Annotated in this window: 39 protein-coding genes and 1 tRNA gene; 23 read left to right on the plus strand and 17 right to left on the minus strand. The window is 63.7% G+C overall.

The genetic code is table 11. The annotated features are described in order from the left end of the window. Positions 1-25: 25 nt before the first annotated feature. From Q0581_RS13130 to Q0581_RS13190, 14 genes are read right to left on the minus strand one after another with little or no spacing between them, the layout of a single operon-like run. The gene (locus Q0581_RS13130) at positions 26-517 is read right to left on the minus strand and encodes a hypothetical protein (RefSeq protein ID WP_298700913.1); all 492 of its coding nucleotides are present in this window, start codon (positions 515-517) and stop codon (positions 26-28) included. A 38-nt stretch (positions 518-555) separates the two neighbouring features. Next, on the minus strand, positions 556-1,689 hold the full coding sequence (locus Q0581_RS13135) for a hypothetical protein (RefSeq protein WP_298700914.1): 1,134 nt from the start codon (positions 1,687-1,689) through the stop codon (positions 556-558). 2 nt (positions 1,690-1,691) lie between these two features. Continuing rightward, complete coding sequence (locus tag Q0581_RS13140; RefSeq protein ID WP_298700915.1) at positions 1,692-2,018, minus strand: hypothetical protein; 327 nt, start codon at positions 2,016-2,018, stop codon at positions 1,692-1,694. Then, positions 2,015-2,275, minus strand: coding sequence for a hypothetical protein (locus Q0581_RS13145; RefSeq protein ID WP_298700916.1), 261 nt, complete (start codon positions 2,273-2,275; stop codon positions 2,015-2,017). Before Q0581_RS13145 ends, Q0581_RS13140 begins: the two co-directional genes overlap by 4 nt. Further along, entirely contained in the window at positions 2,275-2,691 is a 417-nt protein-coding gene (locus tag Q0581_RS13150) for a hypothetical protein (RefSeq protein ID WP_298700917.1), read from the minus strand. The genes Q0581_RS13145 and Q0581_RS13150 overlap by 1 nt, the downstream gene beginning before the upstream one ends. Continuing rightward, positions 2,688-3,197: a hypothetical protein gene (locus Q0581_RS13155; protein ID WP_298700918.1), complete on the minus strand. Its 510-nt coding sequence runs from the start codon at positions 3,195-3,197 to the stop codon at positions 2,688-2,690. Before Q0581_RS13155 ends, Q0581_RS13150 begins: the two co-directional genes overlap by 4 nt. Further along, positions 3,197-3,706: a single-stranded DNA-binding protein gene (gene ssb, locus Q0581_RS13160; RefSeq protein WP_366877137.1), complete on the minus strand. Its 510-nt coding sequence runs from the start codon at positions 3,704-3,706 to the stop codon at positions 3,197-3,199. Before ssb ends, Q0581_RS13155 begins: the two co-directional genes overlap by 1 nt. Next, complete coding sequence (locus tag Q0581_RS13165; RefSeq protein WP_298700919.1) at positions 3,706-4,353, minus strand: lambda exonuclease family protein; 648 nt, start codon at positions 4,351-4,353, stop codon at positions 3,706-3,708. The genes ssb and Q0581_RS13165 overlap by 1 nt, the downstream gene beginning before the upstream one ends. Continuing rightward, positions 4,340-4,834 carry an HNH endonuclease gene (locus Q0581_RS14745; RefSeq protein ID WP_366877139.1) on the minus strand — a complete coding sequence of 165 codons (495 nt, stop codon included), beginning with the start codon at positions 4,832-4,834 and terminating at the stop codon, positions 4,340-4,342. The genes Q0581_RS13165 and Q0581_RS14745 overlap by 14 nt, the downstream gene beginning before the upstream one ends. Further along, entirely contained in the window at positions 4,831-5,595 is a 765-nt protein-coding gene (locus Q0581_RS13170) for an ERF family protein (RefSeq protein WP_298700920.1), read from the minus strand. The genes Q0581_RS14745 and Q0581_RS13170 overlap by 4 nt, the downstream gene beginning before the upstream one ends. Next, positions 5,588-5,821, minus strand: a complete 234-nt coding sequence (locus Q0581_RS13175) for a hypothetical protein (protein WP_298700921.1) — start codon at positions 5,819-5,821, stop codon at positions 5,588-5,590. Before Q0581_RS13175 ends, Q0581_RS13170 begins: the two co-directional genes overlap by 8 nt. Further along, the gene (locus Q0581_RS13180; RefSeq protein ID WP_298700922.1) at positions 5,818-6,015 is read right to left on the minus strand and encodes a hypothetical protein; all 198 of its coding nucleotides are present in this window, start codon (positions 6,013-6,015) and stop codon (positions 5,818-5,820) included. Before Q0581_RS13180 ends, Q0581_RS13175 begins: the two co-directional genes overlap by 4 nt. After that, entirely contained in the window at positions 6,012-6,200 is a 189-nt protein-coding gene (locus Q0581_RS13185; protein ID WP_298700923.1) for a hypothetical protein, read from the minus strand. The genes Q0581_RS13180 and Q0581_RS13185 overlap by 4 nt, the downstream gene beginning before the upstream one ends. Continuing rightward, on the minus strand, positions 6,200-6,457 hold the full coding sequence (locus tag Q0581_RS13190) for a hypothetical protein (RefSeq protein WP_298700924.1): 258 nt from the start codon (positions 6,455-6,457) through the stop codon (positions 6,200-6,202). Before Q0581_RS13190 ends, Q0581_RS13185 begins: the two co-directional genes overlap by 1 nt. Before the next feature lie 163 nt (positions 6,458-6,620). On the opposite strand from Q0581_RS13190, the gene Q0581_RS13195 reads away from it, so the two are divergent. Beyond that, complete coding sequence (locus Q0581_RS13195; RefSeq protein ID WP_298700925.1) at positions 6,621-6,866, plus strand: hypothetical protein; 246 nt, start codon at positions 6,621-6,623, stop codon at positions 6,864-6,866. A 14-nt stretch (positions 6,867-6,880) separates the two neighbouring features. Here Q0581_RS13195 and Q0581_RS13200 read toward each other — a convergent pair whose 3' ends face one another. Beyond that, positions 6,881-7,345 (minus strand): hypothetical protein, encoded by a 465-nt coding sequence (locus Q0581_RS13200; protein WP_298700926.1) that lies wholly within the window; start codon positions 7,343-7,345, stop codon positions 6,881-6,883. A 20-nt stretch (positions 7,346-7,365) separates the two neighbouring features. After that, a complete protein-coding gene (locus Q0581_RS13205; RefSeq protein ID WP_298700927.1) occupies positions 7,366-7,887 on the minus strand; it encodes a hypothetical protein in 522 nt (173 codons plus the stop codon). On the opposite strand from Q0581_RS13205, the gene Q0581_RS14750 reads away from it, so the two are divergent. Beyond that, positions 7,813-8,004 carry a hypothetical protein gene (locus tag Q0581_RS14750; protein WP_366877152.1) on the plus strand — a complete coding sequence of 64 codons (192 nt, stop codon included), beginning with the start codon at positions 7,813-7,815 and terminating at the stop codon, positions 8,002-8,004. The genes Q0581_RS13205 and Q0581_RS14750 overlap by 75 nt on opposite strands. Positions 8,005-8,023: 19 nt before the next feature. Here Q0581_RS14750 and Q0581_RS13210 read toward each other — a convergent pair whose 3' ends face one another. Next, entirely contained in the window at positions 8,024-8,245 is a 222-nt protein-coding gene (locus tag Q0581_RS13210; RefSeq protein WP_298700928.1) for a hypothetical protein, read from the minus strand. A 71-nt stretch (positions 8,246-8,316) separates the two neighbouring features. Between Q0581_RS13210 and Q0581_RS13215 the strand changes: the two genes are divergently transcribed. From Q0581_RS13215 to Q0581_RS13315, 21 genes are all read left to right on the plus strand, one after another. Then, complete coding sequence (locus tag Q0581_RS13215; protein WP_298700929.1) at positions 8,317-8,733, plus strand: hypothetical protein; 417 nt, start codon at positions 8,317-8,319, stop codon at positions 8,731-8,733. Then, positions 8,733-9,068 carry a hypothetical protein gene (locus Q0581_RS13220; RefSeq protein WP_298700930.1) on the plus strand — a complete coding sequence of 112 codons (336 nt, stop codon included), beginning with the start codon at positions 8,733-8,735 and terminating at the stop codon, positions 9,066-9,068. Before Q0581_RS13215 ends, Q0581_RS13220 begins: the two co-directional genes overlap by 1 nt. Before the next feature lie 151 nt (positions 9,069-9,219). After that, positions 9,220-9,444 carry a hypothetical protein gene (locus tag Q0581_RS13225; RefSeq protein WP_298700931.1) on the plus strand — a complete coding sequence of 75 codons (225 nt, stop codon included), beginning with the start codon at positions 9,220-9,222 and terminating at the stop codon, positions 9,442-9,444. Next, positions 9,441-9,815 (plus strand): RusA family crossover junction endodeoxyribonuclease, encoded by a 375-nt coding sequence (locus tag Q0581_RS13230; RefSeq protein ID WP_298700932.1) that lies wholly within the window; start codon positions 9,441-9,443, stop codon positions 9,813-9,815. The genes Q0581_RS13225 and Q0581_RS13230 overlap by 4 nt, the downstream gene beginning before the upstream one ends. Next, complete coding sequence (locus Q0581_RS13235) at positions 9,812-9,979, plus strand: hypothetical protein (RefSeq protein WP_298700933.1); 168 nt, start codon at positions 9,812-9,814, stop codon at positions 9,977-9,979. Before Q0581_RS13230 ends, Q0581_RS13235 begins: the two co-directional genes overlap by 4 nt. Beyond that, positions 9,976-10,386, plus strand: coding sequence for a helix-turn-helix domain-containing protein (locus Q0581_RS13240; protein ID WP_298700934.1), 411 nt, complete (start codon positions 9,976-9,978; stop codon positions 10,384-10,386). Before Q0581_RS13235 ends, Q0581_RS13240 begins: the two co-directional genes overlap by 4 nt. Before the next feature lies 1 nt (position 10,387). Continuing rightward, positions 10,388-11,131 (plus strand): helix-turn-helix domain-containing protein, encoded by a 744-nt coding sequence (locus Q0581_RS13245; protein WP_298700935.1) that lies wholly within the window; start codon positions 10,388-10,390, stop codon positions 11,129-11,131. Beyond that, positions 11,124-11,390 carry a hypothetical protein gene (locus tag Q0581_RS13250; protein WP_298700936.1) on the plus strand — a complete coding sequence of 89 codons (267 nt, stop codon included), beginning with the start codon at positions 11,124-11,126 and terminating at the stop codon, positions 11,388-11,390. Before Q0581_RS13245 ends, Q0581_RS13250 begins: the two co-directional genes overlap by 8 nt. Continuing rightward, positions 11,387-11,584 carry a hypothetical protein gene (locus Q0581_RS13255; RefSeq protein WP_298700937.1) on the plus strand — a complete coding sequence of 66 codons (198 nt, stop codon included), beginning with the start codon at positions 11,387-11,389 and terminating at the stop codon, positions 11,582-11,584. Before Q0581_RS13250 ends, Q0581_RS13255 begins: the two co-directional genes overlap by 4 nt. Next, a complete protein-coding gene (locus Q0581_RS13260; RefSeq protein WP_298700938.1) occupies positions 11,581-12,129 on the plus strand; it encodes a transcription termination/antitermination NusG family protein in 549 nt (182 codons plus the stop codon). The genes Q0581_RS13255 and Q0581_RS13260 overlap by 4 nt, the downstream gene beginning before the upstream one ends. A gap of 197 nt (positions 12,130-12,326) precedes the next feature. Next, positions 12,327-12,400: transfer RNA gene (locus Q0581_RS13265), tRNA-Gly, on the plus strand. Positions 12,401-12,683: 283 nt separating this feature from the next. Beyond that, positions 12,684-12,953, plus strand: a complete 270-nt coding sequence (locus Q0581_RS13270; protein ID WP_298700939.1) for a hypothetical protein — start codon at positions 12,684-12,686, stop codon at positions 12,951-12,953. Continuing rightward, a complete protein-coding gene (locus Q0581_RS13275) occupies positions 12,940-14,244 on the plus strand; it encodes a phage terminase large subunit (protein WP_298700940.1) in 1,305 nt (434 codons plus the stop codon). Before Q0581_RS13270 ends, Q0581_RS13275 begins: the two co-directional genes overlap by 14 nt. Then, the gene (locus tag Q0581_RS13280) at positions 14,237-16,192 is read left to right on the plus strand and encodes a portal protein (protein ID WP_298700941.1); all 1,956 of its coding nucleotides are present in this window, start codon (positions 14,237-14,239) and stop codon (positions 16,190-16,192) included. Before Q0581_RS13275 ends, Q0581_RS13280 begins: the two co-directional genes overlap by 8 nt. A gap of 30 nt (positions 16,193-16,222) precedes the next feature. Continuing rightward, positions 16,223-17,140 (plus strand): hypothetical protein, encoded by a 918-nt coding sequence (locus tag Q0581_RS13285; protein ID WP_298700942.1) that lies wholly within the window; start codon positions 16,223-16,225, stop codon positions 17,138-17,140. Positions 17,141-17,152: 12 nt separating this feature from the next. Beyond that, entirely contained in the window at positions 17,153-18,400 is a 1,248-nt protein-coding gene (locus tag Q0581_RS13290; RefSeq protein WP_298700943.1) for a P22 phage major capsid protein family protein, read from the plus strand. Positions 18,401-18,456: 56 nt separating this feature from the next. Further along, complete coding sequence (locus Q0581_RS13295) at positions 18,457-18,636, plus strand: hypothetical protein (RefSeq protein WP_298700944.1); 180 nt, start codon at positions 18,457-18,459, stop codon at positions 18,634-18,636. Between the two features lie 48 nt (positions 18,637-18,684). Further along, the gene (locus tag Q0581_RS13300; protein WP_298700945.1) at positions 18,685-19,296 is read left to right on the plus strand and encodes a hypothetical protein; all 612 of its coding nucleotides are present in this window, start codon (positions 18,685-18,687) and stop codon (positions 19,294-19,296) included. Then, positions 19,293-19,697, plus strand: a complete 405-nt coding sequence (locus Q0581_RS13305; protein WP_298700946.1) for a hypothetical protein — start codon at positions 19,293-19,295, stop codon at positions 19,695-19,697. The genes Q0581_RS13300 and Q0581_RS13305 overlap by 4 nt, the downstream gene beginning before the upstream one ends. A gap of 2 nt (positions 19,698-19,699) precedes the next feature. Next, positions 19,700-20,422, plus strand: a complete 723-nt coding sequence (locus tag Q0581_RS13310) for a hypothetical protein (RefSeq protein ID WP_298700947.1) — start codon at positions 19,700-19,702, stop codon at positions 20,420-20,422. Further along, positions 20,422-20,916: a hypothetical protein gene (locus Q0581_RS13315; protein WP_298700948.1), complete on the plus strand. Its 495-nt coding sequence runs from the start codon at positions 20,422-20,424 to the stop codon at positions 20,914-20,916. The genes Q0581_RS13310 and Q0581_RS13315 overlap by 1 nt, the downstream gene beginning before the upstream one ends.

Below are 20,916 nucleotides of genomic sequence, written 5' to 3' on the forward strand. Positions count from 1 at the left end.
GGCTGACAGAAAGGGGTTGTATCGCTCACCCACGTTCGGCCTCCTTGCTGAGGAATTTCCGCGTATCATCTGCAATGGCGTTTTCGCCTCGGCTGTCAGCGTCGACAAACCAAGTCCCCATCCACTCCCGCAACAACCCCACCGCCTCAGCCAGCTTGCGCTCTGCTTCTTGCCAGCGGTCGTTCTCGTCGTAAGCGACCTGCTTCTCGAACTTGACCTGTTCCCGCAGCGCCGCGACCTCTGCGATGAGGGCATCGTGAGCAGCGAATGTCGCCAGGATCGTGCGGACATCGCTCATATCGATCCGCAGCGACCCAACAGGACGATGTTGATGCTTGCGAAGTTCCCGCGCCAGTTCAGCATGATCGCCGGATGAGGCGAGGGCGGTGAGGATGGCGTTGGTCAGATGGTTGCACCATTTGGCGGAGCCGACGCGAACACCATCGTTCCATTGGCTGCGTGACGCTTCACGAACAGCATCCGCCACCTTCTCGCGCGGGCTCATGGTCTCAGGCATCGGGGCGTCTCCAAGTTCTAGGATCGGGCTGTATCCGCTCATTCCCCCGCCTCCCCAGGTGCTGCGGAGAGGGCGCGAGGGCGGCCAGCCGCCTTCCATGCCGCAACGGCCTCAAGCCAGCTTTCGGCTTCGTCTAGCTGGTCCTGTGATCGACGCGTTTCGTACTCAATCTCCGCGTCCGTCATGGCCTCGAAGTCGTTTCGATATTGAGCCCAAGCGGTCACTTCGCACCTCTCCTGTTGCAGGGCGGAGAGGGCTTGGTTCGCAAACGCCACCGCCGGGTTGAGCGAGTTTTCTACCCACCGATCCATTTCCTTGCTGGTCGAAGCAGGGCGGTGGCGCGCGGAGATCAACAGGCCCTCGACCGCCACGCGCAGCTTCTCAGCCTCTGGCGCGGGCGGGGTGGTTGCCTCTCCAAAGTCGCGGGGCTCCGTCCAGATGACGGCGCTGTAGGGCACGCTCTCGTCGCCGGTCTTGATGTTTGTGCCGTCAACTCTTTCGCGCGAAAGGGTCGGACGCTTGACCTTCAGCAGCGAAGGCTCGCCGTCCATCGGGATATGATAGGCGGTGTATAGCGGCATTTCGGGCGGAAGCGTCTTGAGGTTGGCGATCATGTTCCCGACTGTGCAGGGGCCGCTCCATGCTTCCGGCCAAGCCACAGGCTGCGCCTCCTCGCGGGCTTTCAGGCGTCGGATTTCTGCGGCCTGTTGGTCGATCAGCCGTTCGGCGGCGTGAAGTTCCGCTAGGGTTGACAGACCACCCTCGCTGGCTTGTGGCCGGGCGCGGAGGGCGGCTTCATAACCGCACGACCACCCATAGGCAGCTTCTGAAGACAGATGCGCGGGCACCCCGTAGATCGTTCCCGCCTCTGCCGGGGCTTCATGATGGGCGTCTTCTGTTCGACCGCAGACCTTACAGCAACCTTCAAGCGCAACAGAATGGCTCTGGACGAATGGGTGAGCGTCTATTACCGGGACTTCCTCGCGGGTGGCGAGGTCATCCTTGTGCGCGAACACCCAGCCATCGGCGGTAATGGACTCCAGCACCCTGGCGGTAATTACTTCGTCTCCAACGGCCCGGTTTATTGCCTCGCCTGGGCCAGCCCGTTTTGCACGAACCGCCCCGCCTTCCTCGCGCACAGGGGCGGCGGTGAAGCGGGACAGGTCGAGCACCCTCATCCCTCACCCCCACGGGATTGGCGGGCGGCTTGGCGGAGGGCTGCGTCTTCGTGATAGAGGACGCGAGCGTATCGCTTGCCCTTCTTGGTCAGGTTTGCCGCATAGCTTCCGGGAGCGGGCTTGGTGATCAAGCCGTGCTCTCGCAGGATGGTCAGTTGGGTGTAGCCGCCTTGGTAGCCCACGGCGTATTTGCGGACGCCATCATTGACCACTTGGCGGGGCGTAATGGCAGGCCCGAAGTTCGCGTGGCCGTGGACCCGCGCAATCTCTTCGTCGCTGATGACCTCGGCCAGTTCAGCCTCCAGCACTTCGGGGGCGGTCATGGCTGCACCTGTTGGGTCTTGGCGGCGCGAGCAGCGGCCATCTTCTCCAGACGACGGGTCTTGCCATCGGCACGGGCCGACAGGCGCTCAAGCTCTGACTGATAGAAGGCGTTGGCCTTCTCGCGAGCCTGCTCTTCCGTCTCAGCGTGGATGACGACCGGCGACCAGCCGATCTTGGATCTGCCCTTGGACGGCATGGGCATGCGGATGCGGGCGATGGCGCCGTGATCCGCACTGGTCCAGGTGATGACCTCCATCAGCGGATCTCCCCCTTGTAGGCCGCGTAGTGAGCGGCGGCGGTTTCGTAGGCGTCCTTGCCGAGCAGGGACCAAAAGGCGCGCTCGTCGCCCATGTCGTGCTGCATCTTGTGGTGACCGGCGCAGAGCGGGTTGCCGTGGCGGTCGTGGTTCTTCACGCCCCGGCCAAAGCTGTTCGCGATGCCGTGCACCCGATAGCTGACGTGAGCGTGTTGTACCGGCCCGAAGCAGCCGCCAAGGTGACGGGCTTCGCAGGGCTGGCGCCTGATATACTGGCGGAAGCCGTTGTCGCGCTCGCGGCCCCGATCCGCCTTCGGGCTCTTCGGTCGGGCCTTGGTGGCAGCTTTTCTGGCTTCGCGCCGGAGCTTCGCGGCGGCGGCGATAACGTGGCGCTCTTCGTAGGTGAAGATGGTCATGCGGCCTCCTGCTGACGCTGGAGGGTTTCCGGGGAGACGCCGATCAGGGCCGCGATGATCTCCATGATCGCCGTCTTGCTGGCCTGAAAGTCGGCCTTGCCCATGGCGCGCATGGACTGGCTCTTAGCTGTCCGCTCGACCACGATGGGACCGCGCACGACGACAGCGGCGAACTCATCCTTTGACCGGGCGTAGGTGGCGACGCGCAGGGCGGCGGCGTTCGATCCGGCATCGATGACCGTCTCGTGGAAATAGCCCGCGTCGATCAGCGCCCGCTTGCGCAGATGCTCCGGCGTGGGAAACATGTCGGCCAGGTCTTCCGGCAGGCTGTTCCAAGCCTCGCGCAGCCAAGCGAACTCGTGGCGGTGGGAGACGTCCGAGCGATGCTCCACGTCGGCCAGCAGGTAGTCCCGGCCACCCTCGTAGCGAGAGGCGGCTAGACGGGGCCACTTCGGCACCATGGCGCAGGCTTCGGCGTCCCAGGTGAAGGCGGTGGGGTGGGACATCAGCGCAGCCCGAACGGCGTGGCGAATGGGATGTCGTCGTTCAGGTCGTAATGGTCCTTCGTGCCAGAATGTCCCCGGCCGTCGTCCGAATGACCTCCACCGCCACCGCGCCGGGAAAAGCCGTCAGCATAGTCCGAACGAAAGTCATCGCCGGACTGCTGCGGCTTGCCGCCGAGCAGGATCAGCTTGCCGCCGAAGGCCTGCAGAACAACTTCGGTCGTGTATCGCTCGACGCCATCCTTCTCCCACTTGCGGGTCTGGAGCGCGCCCTGGATGTAGAGCTTGTCGCCTTTCGAGACATAGCTCTCGATCACCTTGACCAGGCCGTCGTTGAAGACGACCACGTTGGCCCATTCGGTGCGCTCCTTCTTCTCGCCAGTGGCCTTGTCGCGCCAGCTGTCCGATAGGGCGAGGCTGAAAGATGCGACGCGGTTGCCGTTGTTGAGGGTGCGGATGTCGGGGTCTTTGCCGACGTTGCCGATCAGTTGGACAGAGTTGAGCGACGACATCAGGCGGCGTCCTTCATTTGGGCGCCGTAGCGCGCGTTCAGTTCGTTGATGCGGGCGTCGATCTCAGCCAGAAACGCCACGACTTCGGTTTCCATCTGGGCGATGGCGTCGTCGTCCCGCTCGACGCGGGCGATGAAGATGCGGAAGTCCTCGGGCAGGCGCGGATCGTAGGAAACGAAGTCGCACCACTGCCGGCCGGTGCAGGCCATTTGCCACAGCATCTGCGAGACGTATTTCGCAGGCGGCGCGCCGGTCTGGAGCGTGTCAAGGTGCGTGGCCGTGTTCGGGCATTTGATCTCCAGCAGGCCGTCGTCACCGATCAAGCCGTCTGGGCTGGCGCCCGCCATGCTGATGACCGCGTGATCCACGAAGCCGACCTCGGCCACGTCGTTGTCAGTGCGGAAGGCATAGGCGCGGCGAGCCTCAGGCTCCTTCTCCGTGCCCCAGCGCATCGCGTCGTTGGTGAAGCCCTCGGTCGGCTGGCCGGTCAGGCGCTCGATGATGAGCTGGGCGGCGTAGTTGGCGCGTGAGGCGCTGTAGCCGCTCTTGGTGCGCGCCATCACGTCCGCGACCTTGGAGGCCGTGACCTTGCCCAAGCGGGCGGTGTGCCAAGCATCGCTGCCCTGTGAAAAATCATGCGAATTCACGGAAAAGCTCCCTCCGCTTAGCAAGGTAGAGGGCGCGAGCCTCTTCGGGCGTGTCGTAGACGCCGAGATGGATTTGCTGCCCGTTTTGGGTAATCCGCGCCTGGAACCGCCCCGATCCGGTGACACGGACGCCCATGGGGAGCGCGATGCGTCGCGCCCGCCGTTTATGGTTCCATGCGTTCTGTGTCGGGGTGGCCTCGCGGAGATTGCCGGGTCGGTCGTTCAGGCTATCGCCGTCGATATGATCGCAGCAGGGCGACGGGAAATGTCCATGAACAAGGCAGAAGATGAGATGGGACCGCTTGAAGGGGGAGCCTCCAATCTTGATGTGCCAGTAGGACTTCCCGCTATGTGAGGCTCTTGCGGACCCAGCCTCCGTGCCAAGAAGGCGCGGGTGGGTTCTGGGAGCTACCGCCCAAAACAGCCGGCCTGCGTCTAGGTCGGCCCTGAACAGGCGCGCAATGTCACCTTGGACGATCATTGCTGGCCCGCCTTCTTCTGCTTGGCGAGCAAGGCCTTCATGGCGGCCTGGAACTTGTCGGCCGGGATGTCGGCCACCGAGGGCGCGCCGATATAGTCGAGGAAGGCGGCGACCTTGGTTCCGGTCGAGCCGATCAACTCGCGGATCGTGTCTGCCTGCTCGTCGGTGATGACCGCGCCCGAACCGCCAGCCTGCCCGTCGTCGTCCTCGCCCCGGCTGGTCAGATTGAGCAACAGGCCAGCGGTGTAGCGCTTGCCGTAGGACGTGCTGGAACCAACCGCCTGGACGGCATTCTTCGATCCGCTGCTGTCGTGCGGCAGAACGATGGTCGTCTCTTCCGAATGACCCTCGCGGTGCGACAGAACGCCGGTGACGCTGATCTGGCCGTCGTCGCGACCGGTGCGGAACGACAGGGCGAAGCCGTGCTTGGCCAGCACAGGCTTGATCGCGTCGTTGATGTCCTCCCACAGGGCGTAGGTGGACTGCACTTTGCCGCTGCGGTCCTTGATGCCCCCGCGCTCGACAATCGAGGGCAGTTCCGGCGCCATGGCCGCCAGCGCGGCGGAATAGGCGGCGCGGGCGTCGCGCTGCAGGATGCGCTCCTGCATTTCCAGCAGGCGCTCCATCTTGTCGATGTCCACGTCGGGGTTGGTCGCGGCGCGCTCGATCACCGAAATGATGGCGGCTGCCTGATTGATGACGGCGGCCGCCTGCGTCTCTTCGACCTGGACGACTTCGCCTTGGATAGCGGGCTCACCCATAGGGGTTCTCCTCGAAATAGCTGATGTCGGACGCGAACAGCTGGCCCTCGTCGCCGCAGTAGTCGCAGCAGGCGGTCAGGCGGTTCGCGCAGTAGGGGCAGCCCACAAGGTCGCCGTGGCGGGGGGCTCGAAAGGTCCAGCCATCCGGGGCGCCGTTGTTGGCGGACCTTGCGGCGGACGAACCCGCCCCGGCTCTGGCTGCGGAGGAAAGGGGTTGAAGGGTCACGACGCGCTCCACAGCAGAGCCGCGACAAAGGCCACGAACAGGGTGCAGGCGGCGGCAGAGGCGACGTTGCCGATCCACCACTGAACCGACCGACGCGGCAGTGCGGGGCGGAAGTCGCAGCCCCAGCCGTTGGACTGGTCGGTCTTCTTGGCGGCCTGATAAACAGGGGTTCCGGCGGTGTAGAAGTCGGTCATGCTGGCGTCCTCATCAGCTTGTTCAGTTGAGCGAGGGCGTCGTCAGCAGCGGCCTGAGCGCGAAGCTTGGCGGCGATGGCGGCCTCGGGGGTGTCGTGTTCGGAGAGGGCTTCGAAGCGGTCGCCGGGGCCGACGAGGGCCAGCCGAAAGAGCTTGTCGACGCCGGGGGTGATGCAGAGGTCCATCACGCCGCCTCCATCCGAGAGGCAGGGACGACAGCCCGCTTGCCGAAAGCCCGTTCGATCTGTGCGAGGGCGCCGTTCAGGGCAGCGCGCTTGTCAGGTGACAGCGGATCAGGGCCGGGGGTGGACCACTCGGCGGCATAGGCGCGGGTCTTCAGGCGGGCGGCGCGCTCTTCGCACTCTTCCAGGCGGGCTTCACGCTCGGCGGCGACGTATGCGTCGTATTCCGCTTTGGCTTGATTGTGGGTGATGTGGGCCACGGCGGCCTCCCTCGTTGATGAGGGGAGTATTCACCAGAAGTGAACACGCCGTCAAGCGGAATGTTCACATAAAATGAATATGCGTCCGAACATGACGGATCGCGACTCGACACGACATGGCGGTTCGGGAATCAGTGGTTGCTATTAACTTTTGGGGGTAGCTGTGAAGAAGGCCCGATCATTTTGCGTCGCTCCGTTCAAGCGGAGAAACGGTCAACTCCTGGGCCAGGAGGTGATTGCTTGCGCGACGGAAGATGCGGCTTTCAAGCGCGGAAAGGACATGATGCACCGCATGGATGGCCTTGTCTTCTTCAAGATCGAATGTCGCGCGGATGGGGACATCTGGACGGAGGTCGAGACTCTGGCGACAGTTGGTGACGTTCCGCCGGAGGCTGATGAGGCGGCCTAAGAGAGGGGCGCTTCCTACTTTTTCGGCTGGGCGGCAAGGATCGCTGCCGCGTCCCACACGCCTTCTCGCTCGGGATCGACTTCTTCCTCACGGTAGAAGCGCACAAGCACGTCCATGCCGGGCTGAATGACCTGCTGGACTCCGCCACCAAAGGTCTGGGACTGCCCATAGGCCGAAGTATTGCAGGTGACATAGCCGCAATTCGTGTTGGCCTGCGCATTGGCGAACGTTTGCGTCGGAAGGGCTCGCGTTCCGGTCGTAGTGGTGTCGCGAGAGTTCTGAATGATGAAATATCTATAACCACGCGCCTGGGCGGCGGTAGCTGCCTCGACAAATACGCGCCTTTGAACCCGCGCGGCGCTGCTATACTCGTCCCCACTGCCAGAGATGATCGCCGTCCGATCATCAAGCATCATGGTTTCGGCGGTGACGCATCCGCTCAAGAGCATCGCCGCCGCTAAAACTGCCAGTTTCTTCATCGCCCCCTCCGTCTTGTTGCCTAGCTCGCTTGCCGCAAGGGCCGCGACCGATCTTCAGTGTTGGGCTGCTCTGGCTTTGCAACCTCTCGAACGACCGCCTCCAGCCTCCGAATGCGCATAGCCTCTTCCGGGTGCATCATCAGCTCATGCGGGCGAATGTTCAGCAGCGCTGCGATCTCATGCATCTCTGATGGCTTCGGCTCCTGAATGCCGTGCCAAATCTTGTTCGCCTTGGCGGGTAGCCAGCCCAACTCAGTCACCAGTGTCCGCTGGATCTTGTCCTGCGTGGCGAACCATTCCTGGAGATACCAGAGGGGTTTTTCGGGAGCAGCCATGTTCACATTATCTGAAAACGGCTGCGCGGCGTCTGTAAGCCACAAGTGAATATCGCTTCTTGACCGAATGTTCACTTCAGGTGAATATGAGGCATGGACCTCGCCACACATCGAAACGCGCTCGGCCTCTCTTTGGAGGAATGTGCTGTCGCGCTTGGCCTCAGCCCTAACAGCAAGGGTTGGCTGTCTGAAATCGAGAACGGTCATCGCCCGGCATCGCTCCGGCTTGCCCTGAAAATCGAAGCATGGAGCAAGGGAAAGGTCTCGGCCGCTAGCGTGTGCCCAGAGATCGAGGCCGTTCGTCCGGTCAGGAAGCGAGCCTGACGCCATGCACAAGGCCGCCTCAGACACTCCTAGCCTTCGCCCGATATTGAAGGGCGCAGCGGATCAGTTGGTCCCGCTGGCGTCTGGTTCGCGCAGTCTGGGCCTGAGCCTCGGCCTCATGGGCGAGGGCCATCCAGTCGATCCGGGCCTCGCGTTCGAGCGGCGCGTAGCTGGCGACCCTGTTCACGAAGTCGACCCACACCACCACGCCGCCCGTCGCGGCCTCTGCCTGTCTGTCCATGGGGCCTTTGTCGCCCAGGGCGAGGCAAGCGTCACCGAAACAATCCACCACGAACGTTGTGAGAACAAGCGATGAGTGTTCCCGTCCTCAAGGCGCTGACGAAGCGCATCCGCAAGCGCATCGGCTCGACGGAAATGGCGGCGCTCGCCGCTGGTCTGTCGAACAAGGGGGCGTGGAGCCTCTACGAAAGCGAGAACCACCCCGACACGACGTTGCCCCTGCACCGCTTCCTCGACTGCGCGAACGACGCCGAGAAGCAGACGCTGATCGACCTGATCCGCATGACGATGGAGAACGGCGGGGCGCCCGCCTGCGCCACGACCCAGGCCAGCGAAACGACCGAGGCGGCGGCGGACCTTCAGAAGGTTGTGCGTCAAGCCGAAGCCGATGGCGTCGTGACCCCGCTGGAGCGCAGCCAGATCGTCGGCAAGGCGCTGGAGGTCCAGTCGCAGGCGGCTGACGTCATCAAAGCCGTGGGGGCTGCGTGATGTGCGACTTCAAGCCAGGGGATGAGATCGAGGTTGTAAAGGTCGGAAAACAGTCCAGCCTGTTTATCAGTGTGGGGCAGATTCATGTCGTCCGCGAGGTCGCTCTTCAGAGAGATCAGTACGGAAACGTCGTGGCTTGGGATGACGGCGAAACGGTCGGCGTGAAGCTCGCTGGTATCGTGGCCCACAAACCCGGCTCGATACATATGGACGCTCTTTTCCACCCGGCTCTGTTCCGCAAGGTCCAGCGCCGCGACCTGGACGCATGGCTCAAGACCTCGGTCGGCAACACCGACAAGCTGGATAAGCGCCAGAAGGCGGGGGTGCGCGCATGACCCGCACCGTCAACGTCACCGCCTGCACCCTTCGCCGGGACGACAAATACCTCGTTCTCTTCACGTCCAAGGCTGGCCCCGGCCAAGCTGTCTCTGACCATCCCGTGAAGGTCGGATCGGACGTTCGCGTTCGTGACGGGAGGGGCGTCTGATGCGCATCCACATCCTCTCCCACTTCTTCCGCCCCGACCCTGTAGCCCGCGCCCTCTCCAATCTGGAGGACGCTCGGCAGAACTTCGCCGAGGCCTACCGTGAACACCGCATCGCCACAGACCGCCAGGACACCCGCCGCATGGGCATGGCAGCCGCCGTCCTGCGCGAGGCCAACAAGCACCTGATCCGTGCAGAGCGCGCCTATGACGAGGCGCGGGCATGATCGAGCTGACCCTGCCTTATCCGCCCTCGGCAAACCGCCTGTGGCGCTCGGTCCCCGGCCTCAAGAGTCCGATCAAGAGCCGCGAATATGTCGCGTGGCTGCGGGCCGTGGCCGCCGCCATTCCCATGGCCGCCCGCTCCGAGATCAAGGGCCGGTTTCACGCTGAGATCCTGGCCGACCGTCCCGACCGACGCGCCCGCGACCTCGACAACCTGATCAAGCCGATCCTCGACGCCCTCAAGCCGACGCCCCAGGGCAAGGGCGTGATCGAGGACGACCACCTTTCCCAACCCATCACCATCCGCTGGACCGGCGACGAGCCCGTTAAGGCCGCCTGCGTCCGCGTGATCCTGACCGAGGCAAAGCAATGAGCCAATCCATAGGCATATTCGCCACCGCGCGCCGACCCCGCATCGACCTGTCCGACATTTGGGCCGTTCGACAGCAGTTCCCCCGCGCTGGCGCCCAGTTCATCGCCACCAAGCTCGGCGTCTCCATGGAAGACGTGCGACGCCTGCTGGGAGCGGAGCAATGAGGGTCACCGGACGACAGGTCGCTGACTTCGTGGCCGAGCGCCACGGCTTGACGTTCGACCAACTGATTTCCGACCGGCGACACAAGCCCATCGCCCGACCGCGCCAGATCGCCATGTACGTCATGCGTGAGGTCTGCCCGCACCTGAGCCTGCCCACCATCGGCAGGATTCTGGGCGGACGGGACCACACCACCATCCTGCACGGCGTCCAGCGCATCGAAGCGCTGATCCACACCCATGAGGACGTGCTGAGGGAGGTTCTGGCCGCCCTGCGCCACTTCGACAACGAAGCCCTGTCGACGGACATCTTGCTGGAGGCCCGGATCGACGCGGCGACCAAGCACCTTAACACGCTTCTGCATGAGCGCAGACTGGCTGAGGTGCGGGCCATGAAGGTGGCCGCCTGACATGAGCATCGCCCTGATGACAGAGGTGTGGCGCATGGACCTGCCGCCGTCTGACAAGATGGTGCTTTTGGCCCTTGCTGACGCCGCAAACGACGACGGTGTGACGTGGATAGCTGTAGCGTCTCGCAAGCAAACGGAAAGGCTGGACCTAAAGAAGAAATCAGGCCTGTCTGAACGCGCAATTCAAGGCGCCATCAAGCGCCTGTGCGAGGCTGGTTTTCTGGCTCGCGACGAGCGCGCCGGAAGGGGCGTAATATACACCGTCACCCCCGCAGCAAATGCGCCCCGCAGCAAATGCGCCCCCGCAGAAAACGACGCTAACCCCCGCAGCTCCTGCGGGGAAACCGTAAGTAACCCTCATACCTCCTCAGAAGGTAAACCTTCTTCGGAGGACGCGCGGACGACTTCGTTCGATGTTTTCTGGAAAGCCTACCCTGCCAAGACGGGCAAGGGGGCTGCTCGCCGGGCATTCGAGGCGGCGGCCAAGAAAATCCGCAAGGACGGGGGCGATCCTCTCGGCGTGATGCTGGCGGCTCTGGAGCGAGCGGTCGCCTCCGCCTGCTGGAACGACCCGACCTACACCAAGCCGAACCCCGCCACCTGGCTCAGTCAGGAGCGATGGGAGGACGACTACGGTCCGCCTGCTGCTGGGCGATCAAGCCCGACCGGAACGGTCGCCCCGGCCCCCATGAGCCCCGAACTTCAAGCCCGCCGCAGAGCCCTTCTGGAGGCCGCCGATGCCTAAGCTCCCCCTGACCGTTGATGTCGATTTCTACACTGCGATGGCTCGCGCCACCTCGGAGGCCTTTGCTGACAGCTACCTCTCGGGGGCCGAGCTTTACGCGGGCCGCCTGCTGCCCCGCACTCACATCGCCTGGGAGCGGCTGAGAGAAAACGGGGCCGCGATGAAGGTGATGAACCAGCAGTGCGTGAAACTGATCGAGCCCCCGTATTTCGATGCCGCCCGGTTCGATCAGATGGCGCCTGTGTCCCGCGCCGCATGACCCCGCTCGACCACAATCTGACCCGCGTCCTCTACCCGATCCTCTGCGATCTAGCGGAGGGGGCAAACAAGGCGGGCCACCTGACGCCAGCCAAGGCGGGACAGATGGCCAGCAAGCCTACGGCACGGGCGGTCGAGGCAGTCGCCAACGAGCTTAAGCGGATGATCCGCGTGGAAGAGGGGAAGGTGAAATGACCGATCAGCGCTGGAACCTGAAAGCCAAGCTTGACCCGCAGGAGCGCCAGGCGTGGTTTGTGGTCAGGACAAATGCCCGGTGCGAGCGTAAGGCCCTCAATGGACTGCAAGAGCGCGGCTTCACCACCTACATGCCGGTAGAGGCGAAGTGGCGCCGTAACGGTCGGGAGCGGAAACGGGTCGAGGGTCCGCTGATGGTCGGATACCTGTTCGCCGCGCTGGAGCCGGGCCAGTCGATCTACGACCTGCGCCGTACCGATGGGGTTCATTCCGTCGTCGGGGTCAACGGGACGCCCATTCAGGTCAGCCCTTGGGACATCCTGCGCTTCGCCGCCGCTGAGGACGAGGGCGCCTATGACCGCACCGGGGCCAAGCGGCCAGAGTTCAAGCCGGGCGAAATGGTGAAGATCACGGCGGGCCACTTCAAGGGCTATGACGCCAAGGTCGACTCCATGCTGCCTGATGGGAAGGTGCGGATCATCCTCGACACCAAGTTCATCCGGGGAGAGCTGACCTATGACGACGACCAACTGAGAGCGGCCTAATAGTGCGGTTCGCTTTTTGTGCTCACAAGGTGTTGCGGTTGTGAGGAAAGCGGGGTAGAGGTGGGGTAACGGTCAGGCTTCGCCTGCCGGGGACGACCGGCGTTGATCCGAACAGGGGCCATGTGGCCGCGCCGATCCCCCACCTCACGCAGGGCGTTGAGCCTTGGCCGGGGTGAAGTGCGGAGCGTCTCTATTTCGCATCTCTAGCTCAATGGCAGAGCCACAGCCTTCCAAGCTGAGGACGAGGGTTCGATTCCCTCGGGATGCTCCACCTTCGCCCTCAGCCGCAGCGGACACGCAGCAACAGCTATCTGGAACCCAGCCGCAGAGCGCGCTTGGGGCGAACCCTCTTATTCCCGCGCATCCTCCTTTCCTGGGCTCGACCGAGCGGAGCAGGCCACACCGGACCTTAGATGCGAAAAGCAGACCTGCGCGCGGGGGCCTCAAGGGGTTCATAAGGGCAGGTAAGGCCGGGACACTCGGACGACATTCAGCAGCCAGGAAGCCGCAAGGTCTGGTGACGGGAGCGGCCACCCAATCGGCCGAATATAATATTGGCGGATAAGCGAGGACGGGGAAGGCCCAAGGGCTCCCCCAACAAAGCGACGGCTGCGGTCAAAGAGGCGGCGCAAGCCTACACGGACAAGGCGCTCAAGACGCTGGCCGAGATCATGGGCTCCACAGAGCATCCGGCTGCGGCGCGGGTGTCTGCTGCGAACGCCTTGCTCGACCGGGCGCATGGAAAGCCGCCGCAAGCCGTAGAGGTTGACGCAACCGTTCAGGCCACGGTCAACGAGATCAGGCGCACGGTTGTCCGTCCTTGATATCCCGACCGCCGAGGTCTTCCTCCCGCTTCTGGAGCCAGCCCGATACAAGGGCGTCTGGGGCGGGCGGGGGTCGGGCAAGTCCCACTTCTTCGGCGGCTTGCTGGTTGAAGATCATCTAGCAGAAAAAGGCCTACTATCGGTCTGCATCCGCGAGGTGCAGAAGAGCCTCGCGCAATCGTCCAAGCGCCTGATTGAAAGCAAGCTGTCGGACTTCGGGCTTGGCGAGGCGGACGGTTTCAAGGTCTTCCGCGACGTGATCGAGACGCCTGGTGATGGGCTGATCGCCTTTCAGGGCATGCAGGACCACACGGCAGAGAGCATCAAGTCGCTGGAAGGCTTCAAGCGGGCGTGGATCGAAGAGGCGCAAGGGCTTTCGTCTCGCAGCCTGACGCTGTTGCGGCCAACCATCCGGGCGCCGGGTTCGGAGATCTGGGCGAGTTGGAACCCGCGCCACAAGAAGGATGCGGTCGACGCACTGCTGAGAGGTGCGACGCCACCGACCGGCGCTCGGGTGATCAGGGCGAACTGGTCGGACAATCCGTGGTTCCCCGCGGAGCTGGAGCAGGAGCGCCAAGATGATCTTCGCGACCGGCCCGACAGCTATGATCACATCTGGGAAGGCGACTACGCCAAGGTGACGGACGGGGCTTACTTCGCCAAGGTTCTGTCGGAGGCGCGGCAACAGGGCCGGATCGGGCGCGTCGCCGCTGATCCTTTGATGACGATCCGCCTGTTTGCGGACATCGGCGGGACCGGGGCTAGGGCCGACGCTTTCGCCATGTGGGCCGTCCAGTTCATCGGCCGGGAAATCCGGGTGTTGGACTACTACGAGGCGGTTGGTCAGCCTCTGGCGGCGCATGTCCAGTGGATGCGGTCGCGAGGCTATACGCCAGACAGGGCGCAAATCTTCCTGCCGCACGACGGCGCGACGAACGACAAGGTTTACGACGTCTCATACGAGAGCGCGCTCAGGGATGCGGGCTACTCGGTGACGGTCATTCCCAACCAGGGGAAGGGCGCGGCGATGTTCCGCGTCGAGGCGGTGCGCCGCATGTTCCCCTCGATCTGGTTCAACGAAGAGACGTGCGCCGCCGGGCTGGAAGCCTTGGGCGCCTATCATGAACGTAAGGACGAGGCGCGGGGCATTGGTCTCGGGCCGAACCACGACTGGTCCTCACACGGCTCTGACGCCTTCGGGCTGGTTTGCGTAGCCTACGAAGAGCCGCGTCAAGCCCAACAAGCACAACGGCCGCGCGCCTTCACCGGACATGGAGGCTTCCTTGGCTGACGATATCGACGACGAACGCGATGACGTTGAAGACCCCATCCTGGCCGGCGCATTGCGTGACTTTGAGCGCGCCATGGACCACGACCGGGATAACCGGGAAGCGTTTTCCGACGATATCGCCTTCGCGCGCCTGGGCGAGCAGTGGGACGAGGGTCTTAAGGCCAAGCGCACCAAGGAAGGGCGCCCTTGCCTGACCATCAACAAGCTCCCGCCGTTCATTCGGCAGGTCGTCAACGACGCCCGCCAGAACAAGCCGTCGATCAAGGTGCTGCCGCAGGACAGCGAGGCTGACCCGGATACTGCCGAGATCTACACCGGCCTGATCCGCAATATCGAGGCCAGCTCGGACGCAGACGTGGCATGGGACACGGCGCTGGATAATGCGGCGTCTGGCGGGTTCGGCTTCTTCCGCATCAACCTCGCCTATGCCCACGACGAGACGTTTGATCAGGACATTGTTTTCGAGCGCATCATCGACCCTTTGACGGTCCTGGGCGATCCCGACAGCGAGAGCGCGGACGGGTCGGACTGGAACGTGGCCTTTGTCACGCGGCTCTATACCCGCAGGCAGTTCAAGGCCGAGTTCCCCGACGCCGAGCCGGTAGATTTCGAAGCCCAGGAATACCCGGACAACTGGAGCGAAGGCGACAGGATACAGGTCGCGGAATACTGGGTGCGGGAGTCGGTCGAGCGGCAGATCGTCCTGCTTTCGTCCGGTAAGGTCATCGGCCTAAAGGAGTATGAGGCCAACGCTCAATCCTTCCTGGAACAGGGCATCGAGATCGAGGGCCAGCCTCGCACGGTCCTCGGCTACAAGGTCACGCAACACATCGTGACGGGCGTTGAGGTTCTGCGCTCGACCGAGTGGCCCGGCCAGTTCATCCCCATCGTGCCCGTCTACGGCGAAGAGGTAGTCCACAAGGGCAAGCGGCACTGGCGCTCATTGATCCGCGACGCCAAGGACGCACAGGTCATGTACAACGCCTGGCGCACGTCCTCGACTGAGCTGGTTGCACTGGCGCCCAAGGTTCCGTTCATCGGCCCGAAGGGGGCGTTCGATACCGATCAGGCGAAGTGGGACACGGCCAACAGCGTTTCGCACTCGTTCATCGAGTATGATGGGCACGTTCCGCCGCAGCGTCAGCAGCTCGGAGCCCCGGCAGCAGGCGGCGCGCTGCAAGAGGCCCTGAACGCCTCGGACGACATGAAGTCGATTATCGGCATCTATGACGCCGGGATCGGGGCGCGGAGCAATGAAACGTCCGGTCGGGCCATCATGGCGCGGCAGCGTGAATCGGACACCTCGACGTTCCACTTCATCGACAACCTGTCGCGGGCCATTCGCCATGCGGGCCGCATCCTGATCGACCTGATCCCGAAGGTATATTCGGCCGGACGAGTGATCCGCATCCTCGGTGAGGATGGCGTGCCGGATACGGTGCAACTTGGATCGCCCGAAGAGGTCCAGGCGGCGCGGATGCAGGCCGCCGCCCAGCAGAATGCCGAGATCGCCATGATCTACGACCTGGGGCTGGGGCGATACGACCTGACGGTCACGGTCGGCCCGTCGTTCAACACGCGACGGGAAGAAGCCGCAACGCAGATGATGGAGGCGGCGCAGGCCTTCCCCGGTCTGATGGAGGTCGCGGGCGACATCATTGCGCGCAACCTGGACTGGCCGGGCGCGGATGAGATCGCTGAGCGACTGACAAATGCGATGCAGGGCCAACAGCAGGGCCAACAGCCTGCGCAGGCGCAAGAGCCTCAGGTTGACCCCGCCAAGATCGCGCAGGTCTCGCTAGACCGCGAACAGATGATGATCGACGCCCGCCAGCAGGAACAGAAGCTGTCGATCGACGCCTTCAACGCCCAGACCAACAGGCTCAAGGCGGCGCACCAGATCCAGCAGCCAACGCGGCTGCCAAGGATGCCGGGTTCACTCGGCTAACCGGGCCTACGCCCAAACCCAAGGACAACCATGCTAGACGCGACCAATCCGGGCGACGGCCTGGAAGTCGTTGACGCCTTCGATGGCGGCGACGAGACCCTGAATCCTGCCCAGGACAATCAGGATATCGAGAACTCGAACGACGACGACCAGCTGTTCGATGACAATGGCGACCCCATTGACGCGGATGGCGAAGGGGATGACCCGGCCGAAGAGTTCGAAGACGTCATTCGTGGCGACAAGACCTACAAGGTGCCCAAGGCTCTGGCCGCCGAACTGCTGATGCAGGCCGACTACACCCGCAAGACGCAGGAGGTGGCCGAGATCAGGAAGGCCGCCGAGACCCGCCAAGCCCAGGTCGAGAAGACCGAACGGCTACAGGCCGAGTTTGCTCAGGACATCGCCGCTCTCGGCGCCCTGAACGCCCGTCTGAAGCCCTATGAACAAGTGCAGGACTGGCCGACGTACCTCCGAACCGGAGGCGCAGAGGCACAGGCGCACTATGCCGAGTACCAGGCTCTGAACGGGGAGCGCAATGCGTTCGCCCAGACGCTTGGTCAGAAGGTTCAGCAGCGCCAGGCCGATGAGCAGCGGGAAGCCGCCAAGCTCATCGAGGACGGCCGCGTTGAGCTGGCGAAGCACATCAAGGGCTATGGCCCCGAGACGCTGAGCAAACTGGAGACATTTGCGGCCCCGTTTGGGTTCAGTCCGGAGGAAATCCGGGAAGCTGAAGCCGACCCGAGGTCGATCCGCATCCTCCACCTCGCGCAGATCGGCCACGACGCCCTGCAAGCCCGCAAGAAAACCCAACAACTCGCTCAAGCCCAGAAGACGCAGCCCGTACAGACCCTGAGGGGCGCGGGCGGCCGCATCCAGAGCCGACCGGACACCGATGATTTCGCGGCGTTCGAAAAGCTCGTGGACGCGAAGGCGCGAGCAAAGCGATAAGGATCGCAGCCAATGCCTAATGCCTACAATCAGGCGAAAATCTACGCCAATGCAGCCCTCAAGCTGCTGAAGAACAACCTCGTGACTGCCCGCATGGTCAGTTCCGAGACCATCGACAAGGCTATCGTCTCTGAACGGGGCGGGTCGGCAAACGGCGGCACCGTCTACGTCAAGCGCCCGCCCGAGTTCATCGTGCGTCAGGGCCGTGTAGCTCAGGTGCAGGATGCCCTGGCCGGCGAAGTGCCGGTCAGCATCAACAAGCAGCGCGGCGTCGACCTGGAGTTCACCTCTCTGGAGGCCACGCTGTCGGTTGACGAGTTCATGAAGGACGAGTCCGCCAACAGCGCCATGGCGCAACTGGCCCAAACCATCGACCAGGACGTGAACGAGGTCGTGCTGGAGTTCCCCGGCTGGGTCGGCACCCCCGGCCAACTGATCGACAGCGGCCCTGACTTCTTCAAGATGCCTGAGCGTCTGGACGAACTGGCGGTGCCGCAGAACGACCGCATCAGCCTTCTGTCGCCTGCCGACAAGTGGGCCTTTGCAGGTGGCCTGACCAACAACGCGGCCCAAGCGCAGAACCTGGCGCGCACCGCTCTGGAAAGCGGCCGCATCCCCAACATCGGCAACATCGACACGTTCATGACCCAGAATGTGCCGACACTGGTGACGGGTACGCGCGGCGCCACCGCTGCCGTCGCAGGGGCGAACCAGAACGTCCAGTTCGTCACTGTCCGCAATGACTACAAGCAGACGCTGGCGGTCTCCGGCCTGGGCGCCAATGCCACCGTCAAGCGGGGCGAGGTCTTCACCATCGCCAACGTCTATGCGGTCAACCCGCGCTCCAAGGCGCCGCTGCCCTTCCTGGCGCAGTTCACGGTGCTGGAAGACGTGACGGCGAACGGCTCCGGCGCCGCCACCCTGACCATCGCCAACCCCATCATCGTGGATGGCGCATATCAGACCGTCTCTGTGGTTCCCGCCAACTCGGCGGTCATCACCTGGATGGGTGCGGCGACGACGGCCTTCCGTCAGAACACCTCGTTCCACAAGTCGGCAATCAAGCTGGTCTCGGCCCGCCTGATCAAACCGGCGTCGGGCATCACTGCGTTCTCGCGTGACCCGGAGACGGGCCTGACGATCCGCTACTGGCAGACCTCGGACGGCACCAACGACACGCACCTGCACCGTTGGGACGTGATCTATGGCGTCGTCAACACGGACCGCCGCCTGGGCGTTCGTGGCTCGGGCACGGCCTGAGCCGAAGGGGGCGGGGAATGATCCTCGCCCCTCTCTTCTTCTGAAGGACAAAGAACATGGCTGTGAAGCAAGTTTCCAACGGCAATTCGGACGGCACTCAGGTCGGCCAGAGCCGCAATGACAAGGTGGGTTTCTACGGCGTGGCGCCCGTGGCCCAGCCTGTTGTCGCGACCGGCGCGGACGTGGCGGCCGTCATCGCCGCCCTGACCGCACTCGGTCTCTTCCGCAACACCTAAATCGTCGGGGAGAGCTTCGGCTCTCCCCTTTCTTCTCAGGGAGGGCTCATGACCTACGACGAACTGCTGGCGGCCATGCGCTCCCTCTCAAACCGCATTGATCTGGATTCCGACCTGCCGTTGTTCATTTCAATGGCCGAGGACGAGATGAAGGCGCTGCGGGTGCGTCAGATGGTCAAGCGCGCCACGGCGACGATCGACAAGGCGTTCTCGGAGATGCCGATCGATTTCGCAGCCGAGCGCGTCATGCTTATCGGGGACGATGAGGTGGACTTCATCACCATCGAGGCCATGGACGACAGGGACGATGGGACGAAGGGCCAGCCGCGTTTCTACACGGTGGACGCCGGGCAGTTCCGCTTCTACCCGATCCCAGATCAGGCCTATGTGTTTGAGGCCACCTATTACGCCTTGATCCCACCTCTGACGGAGGCGGCGACCAACTGGCTGGCGAAGGGCTTCCCCAACATCTACCGCTTCGGCGTCATGTGGGCCGTGAGCCTGAAGACCCGCGATGCTGAGGCGACCGCCATCTACAAGGCTCAGATGGACCGAGCGATGGCGGAGCTTGCTGACCGCTACAGGGACAAGATCGGGCGCCCGCTGCGGGCCGACTTCTCGTTTCTTCAGACGACACGCCGCCACGGAGTGCGCCTGTGACCGTGCAGATTTCGGCCGCCCTGGCCGACGCCATGCTGAACGCTATTCCCGCATCCATGGGACTGAGTTGTCGCTTCCAGGTGTGGACGAGCGCGCCGGTTGATCCGGTGCTTGAGCCTGCGGGCGTCCTGCTGGTCGACATGGCGCTGCCGGTCTCGTGGCTGAGCACGGCTTCCGAAGGCGTTGCCGCCAAGGTCGGCACATGGGCGGGCGTGGCGATCACGGACGGCGTGGCGGCCTCCTACCGATTCACCACGGCGGGCGGCGACGGGTTCTCGACTGGAACGCTAGGCGTGGCAGGTCAGGGAGCAGACGCCGAGATCGACACGACCACCATCGTCATGGGCCAGACCCTCGCCGTGACGGCCTTCGACTTCAAGTTCCCCGGCTTCGGAGCCTGATCATGGCGCTGGCTGATCTGGTGGCGGTCTCGACGGCGACGGTCGGAAACGGGACGATCGCCTTGGGTGCGGCCCTGCCGGGATTCCGGTCGTTCGGGGCGTCTGGGCTGGCGGACGGGGCTACGGTCTCATACGCAATTGAAGACGGCGTTGAGCGTGAGACGGGACAAGGCGTCTACAACGCCACGAGCGGGACATTGACGCGCGGGCTTGAGGCCTCTTCGACTGGCGCCCTTCTGGTGCTGTCGGGATCGGCCAAGGTGTTCGTGACGGCTTTGGCGAAAGACTTCCGAAACAAGGCTGACCTTGTGAGCGGGAAGGTGCCGGTTGAGCAGATCCAGACTGCTAGCGTGGCGCAGTTCAGGGCGGGGACGGGTAGTGGCTACATCTCGCCAGCCACGGCGGCCTCGGCGGTTGGTTTCGTGTCGATTGCGCGGTCCTCGGCGGCGGGGGGGCTGGATTTCAGCACCTTCGCCAATGCCTCAATCATGTTGGACGCAAATCTGACTGTTGGGGGATGGATTGTTGGCTATCCGGGGCAAGCTGGGATCATCCGGTTCAAGCAGGATGGCACGGGCGGCCGAACTGTGGCCTTCGCCTCAGGCTACATCGTCCCGGCCAACTTCACGCTTCAGACAACGGCGAACGGCGTCACGGACGTTCCCTATCTCTGCGAGGCTGACAACAAGATCAGGCTCTACATGCCGTCGAAGTGGGTCGCCTGATGTTCTTTGCGCCCAATCCGGGGGTGTTGGCAGCAGGTAACGGGGGGAAGACGACCGCTGATTGGAACGCCCATATCACGACGCTAGCGACCAGCGGGACTAGGGCGTGGACCAACAATGTCGCTTTGGCGGCCGGGGCCTATCGCACGACGGCAGAGGCCTTGCCGGGATTTGCGAACATGTATGGTTCGGTATGGAGCGACCATGCTTATCCCAACATCCCGCCGTCTCGCTTGACGCAGCACGGCCTGCCCTCGAAAGCCATTTGGGATGCGCAGGCCGCGGCAGGATATCAGATCTTCTTCCGCCTGGTCAGTTTTGGGGATCAGTCCTCCTTCAACGCCCTGAGCCGTAACGGATACACCTCCCTCTCGCTGCTCCCGGATTCTGCGGAGCCCGCAATCAAATGTACCGAGCTGATCCGATGGGATGGCGAAAAGGCGTGGAAGTCCAACCCGTCCATCGCTTCAGCTGAAACAGAATACACATGGTGA

The organism is uncultured Brevundimonas sp., assembly GCF_937863155.1.
GTDB lineage: Bacteria > Pseudomonadota > Alphaproteobacteria > Caulobacterales > Caulobacteraceae > Brevundimonas.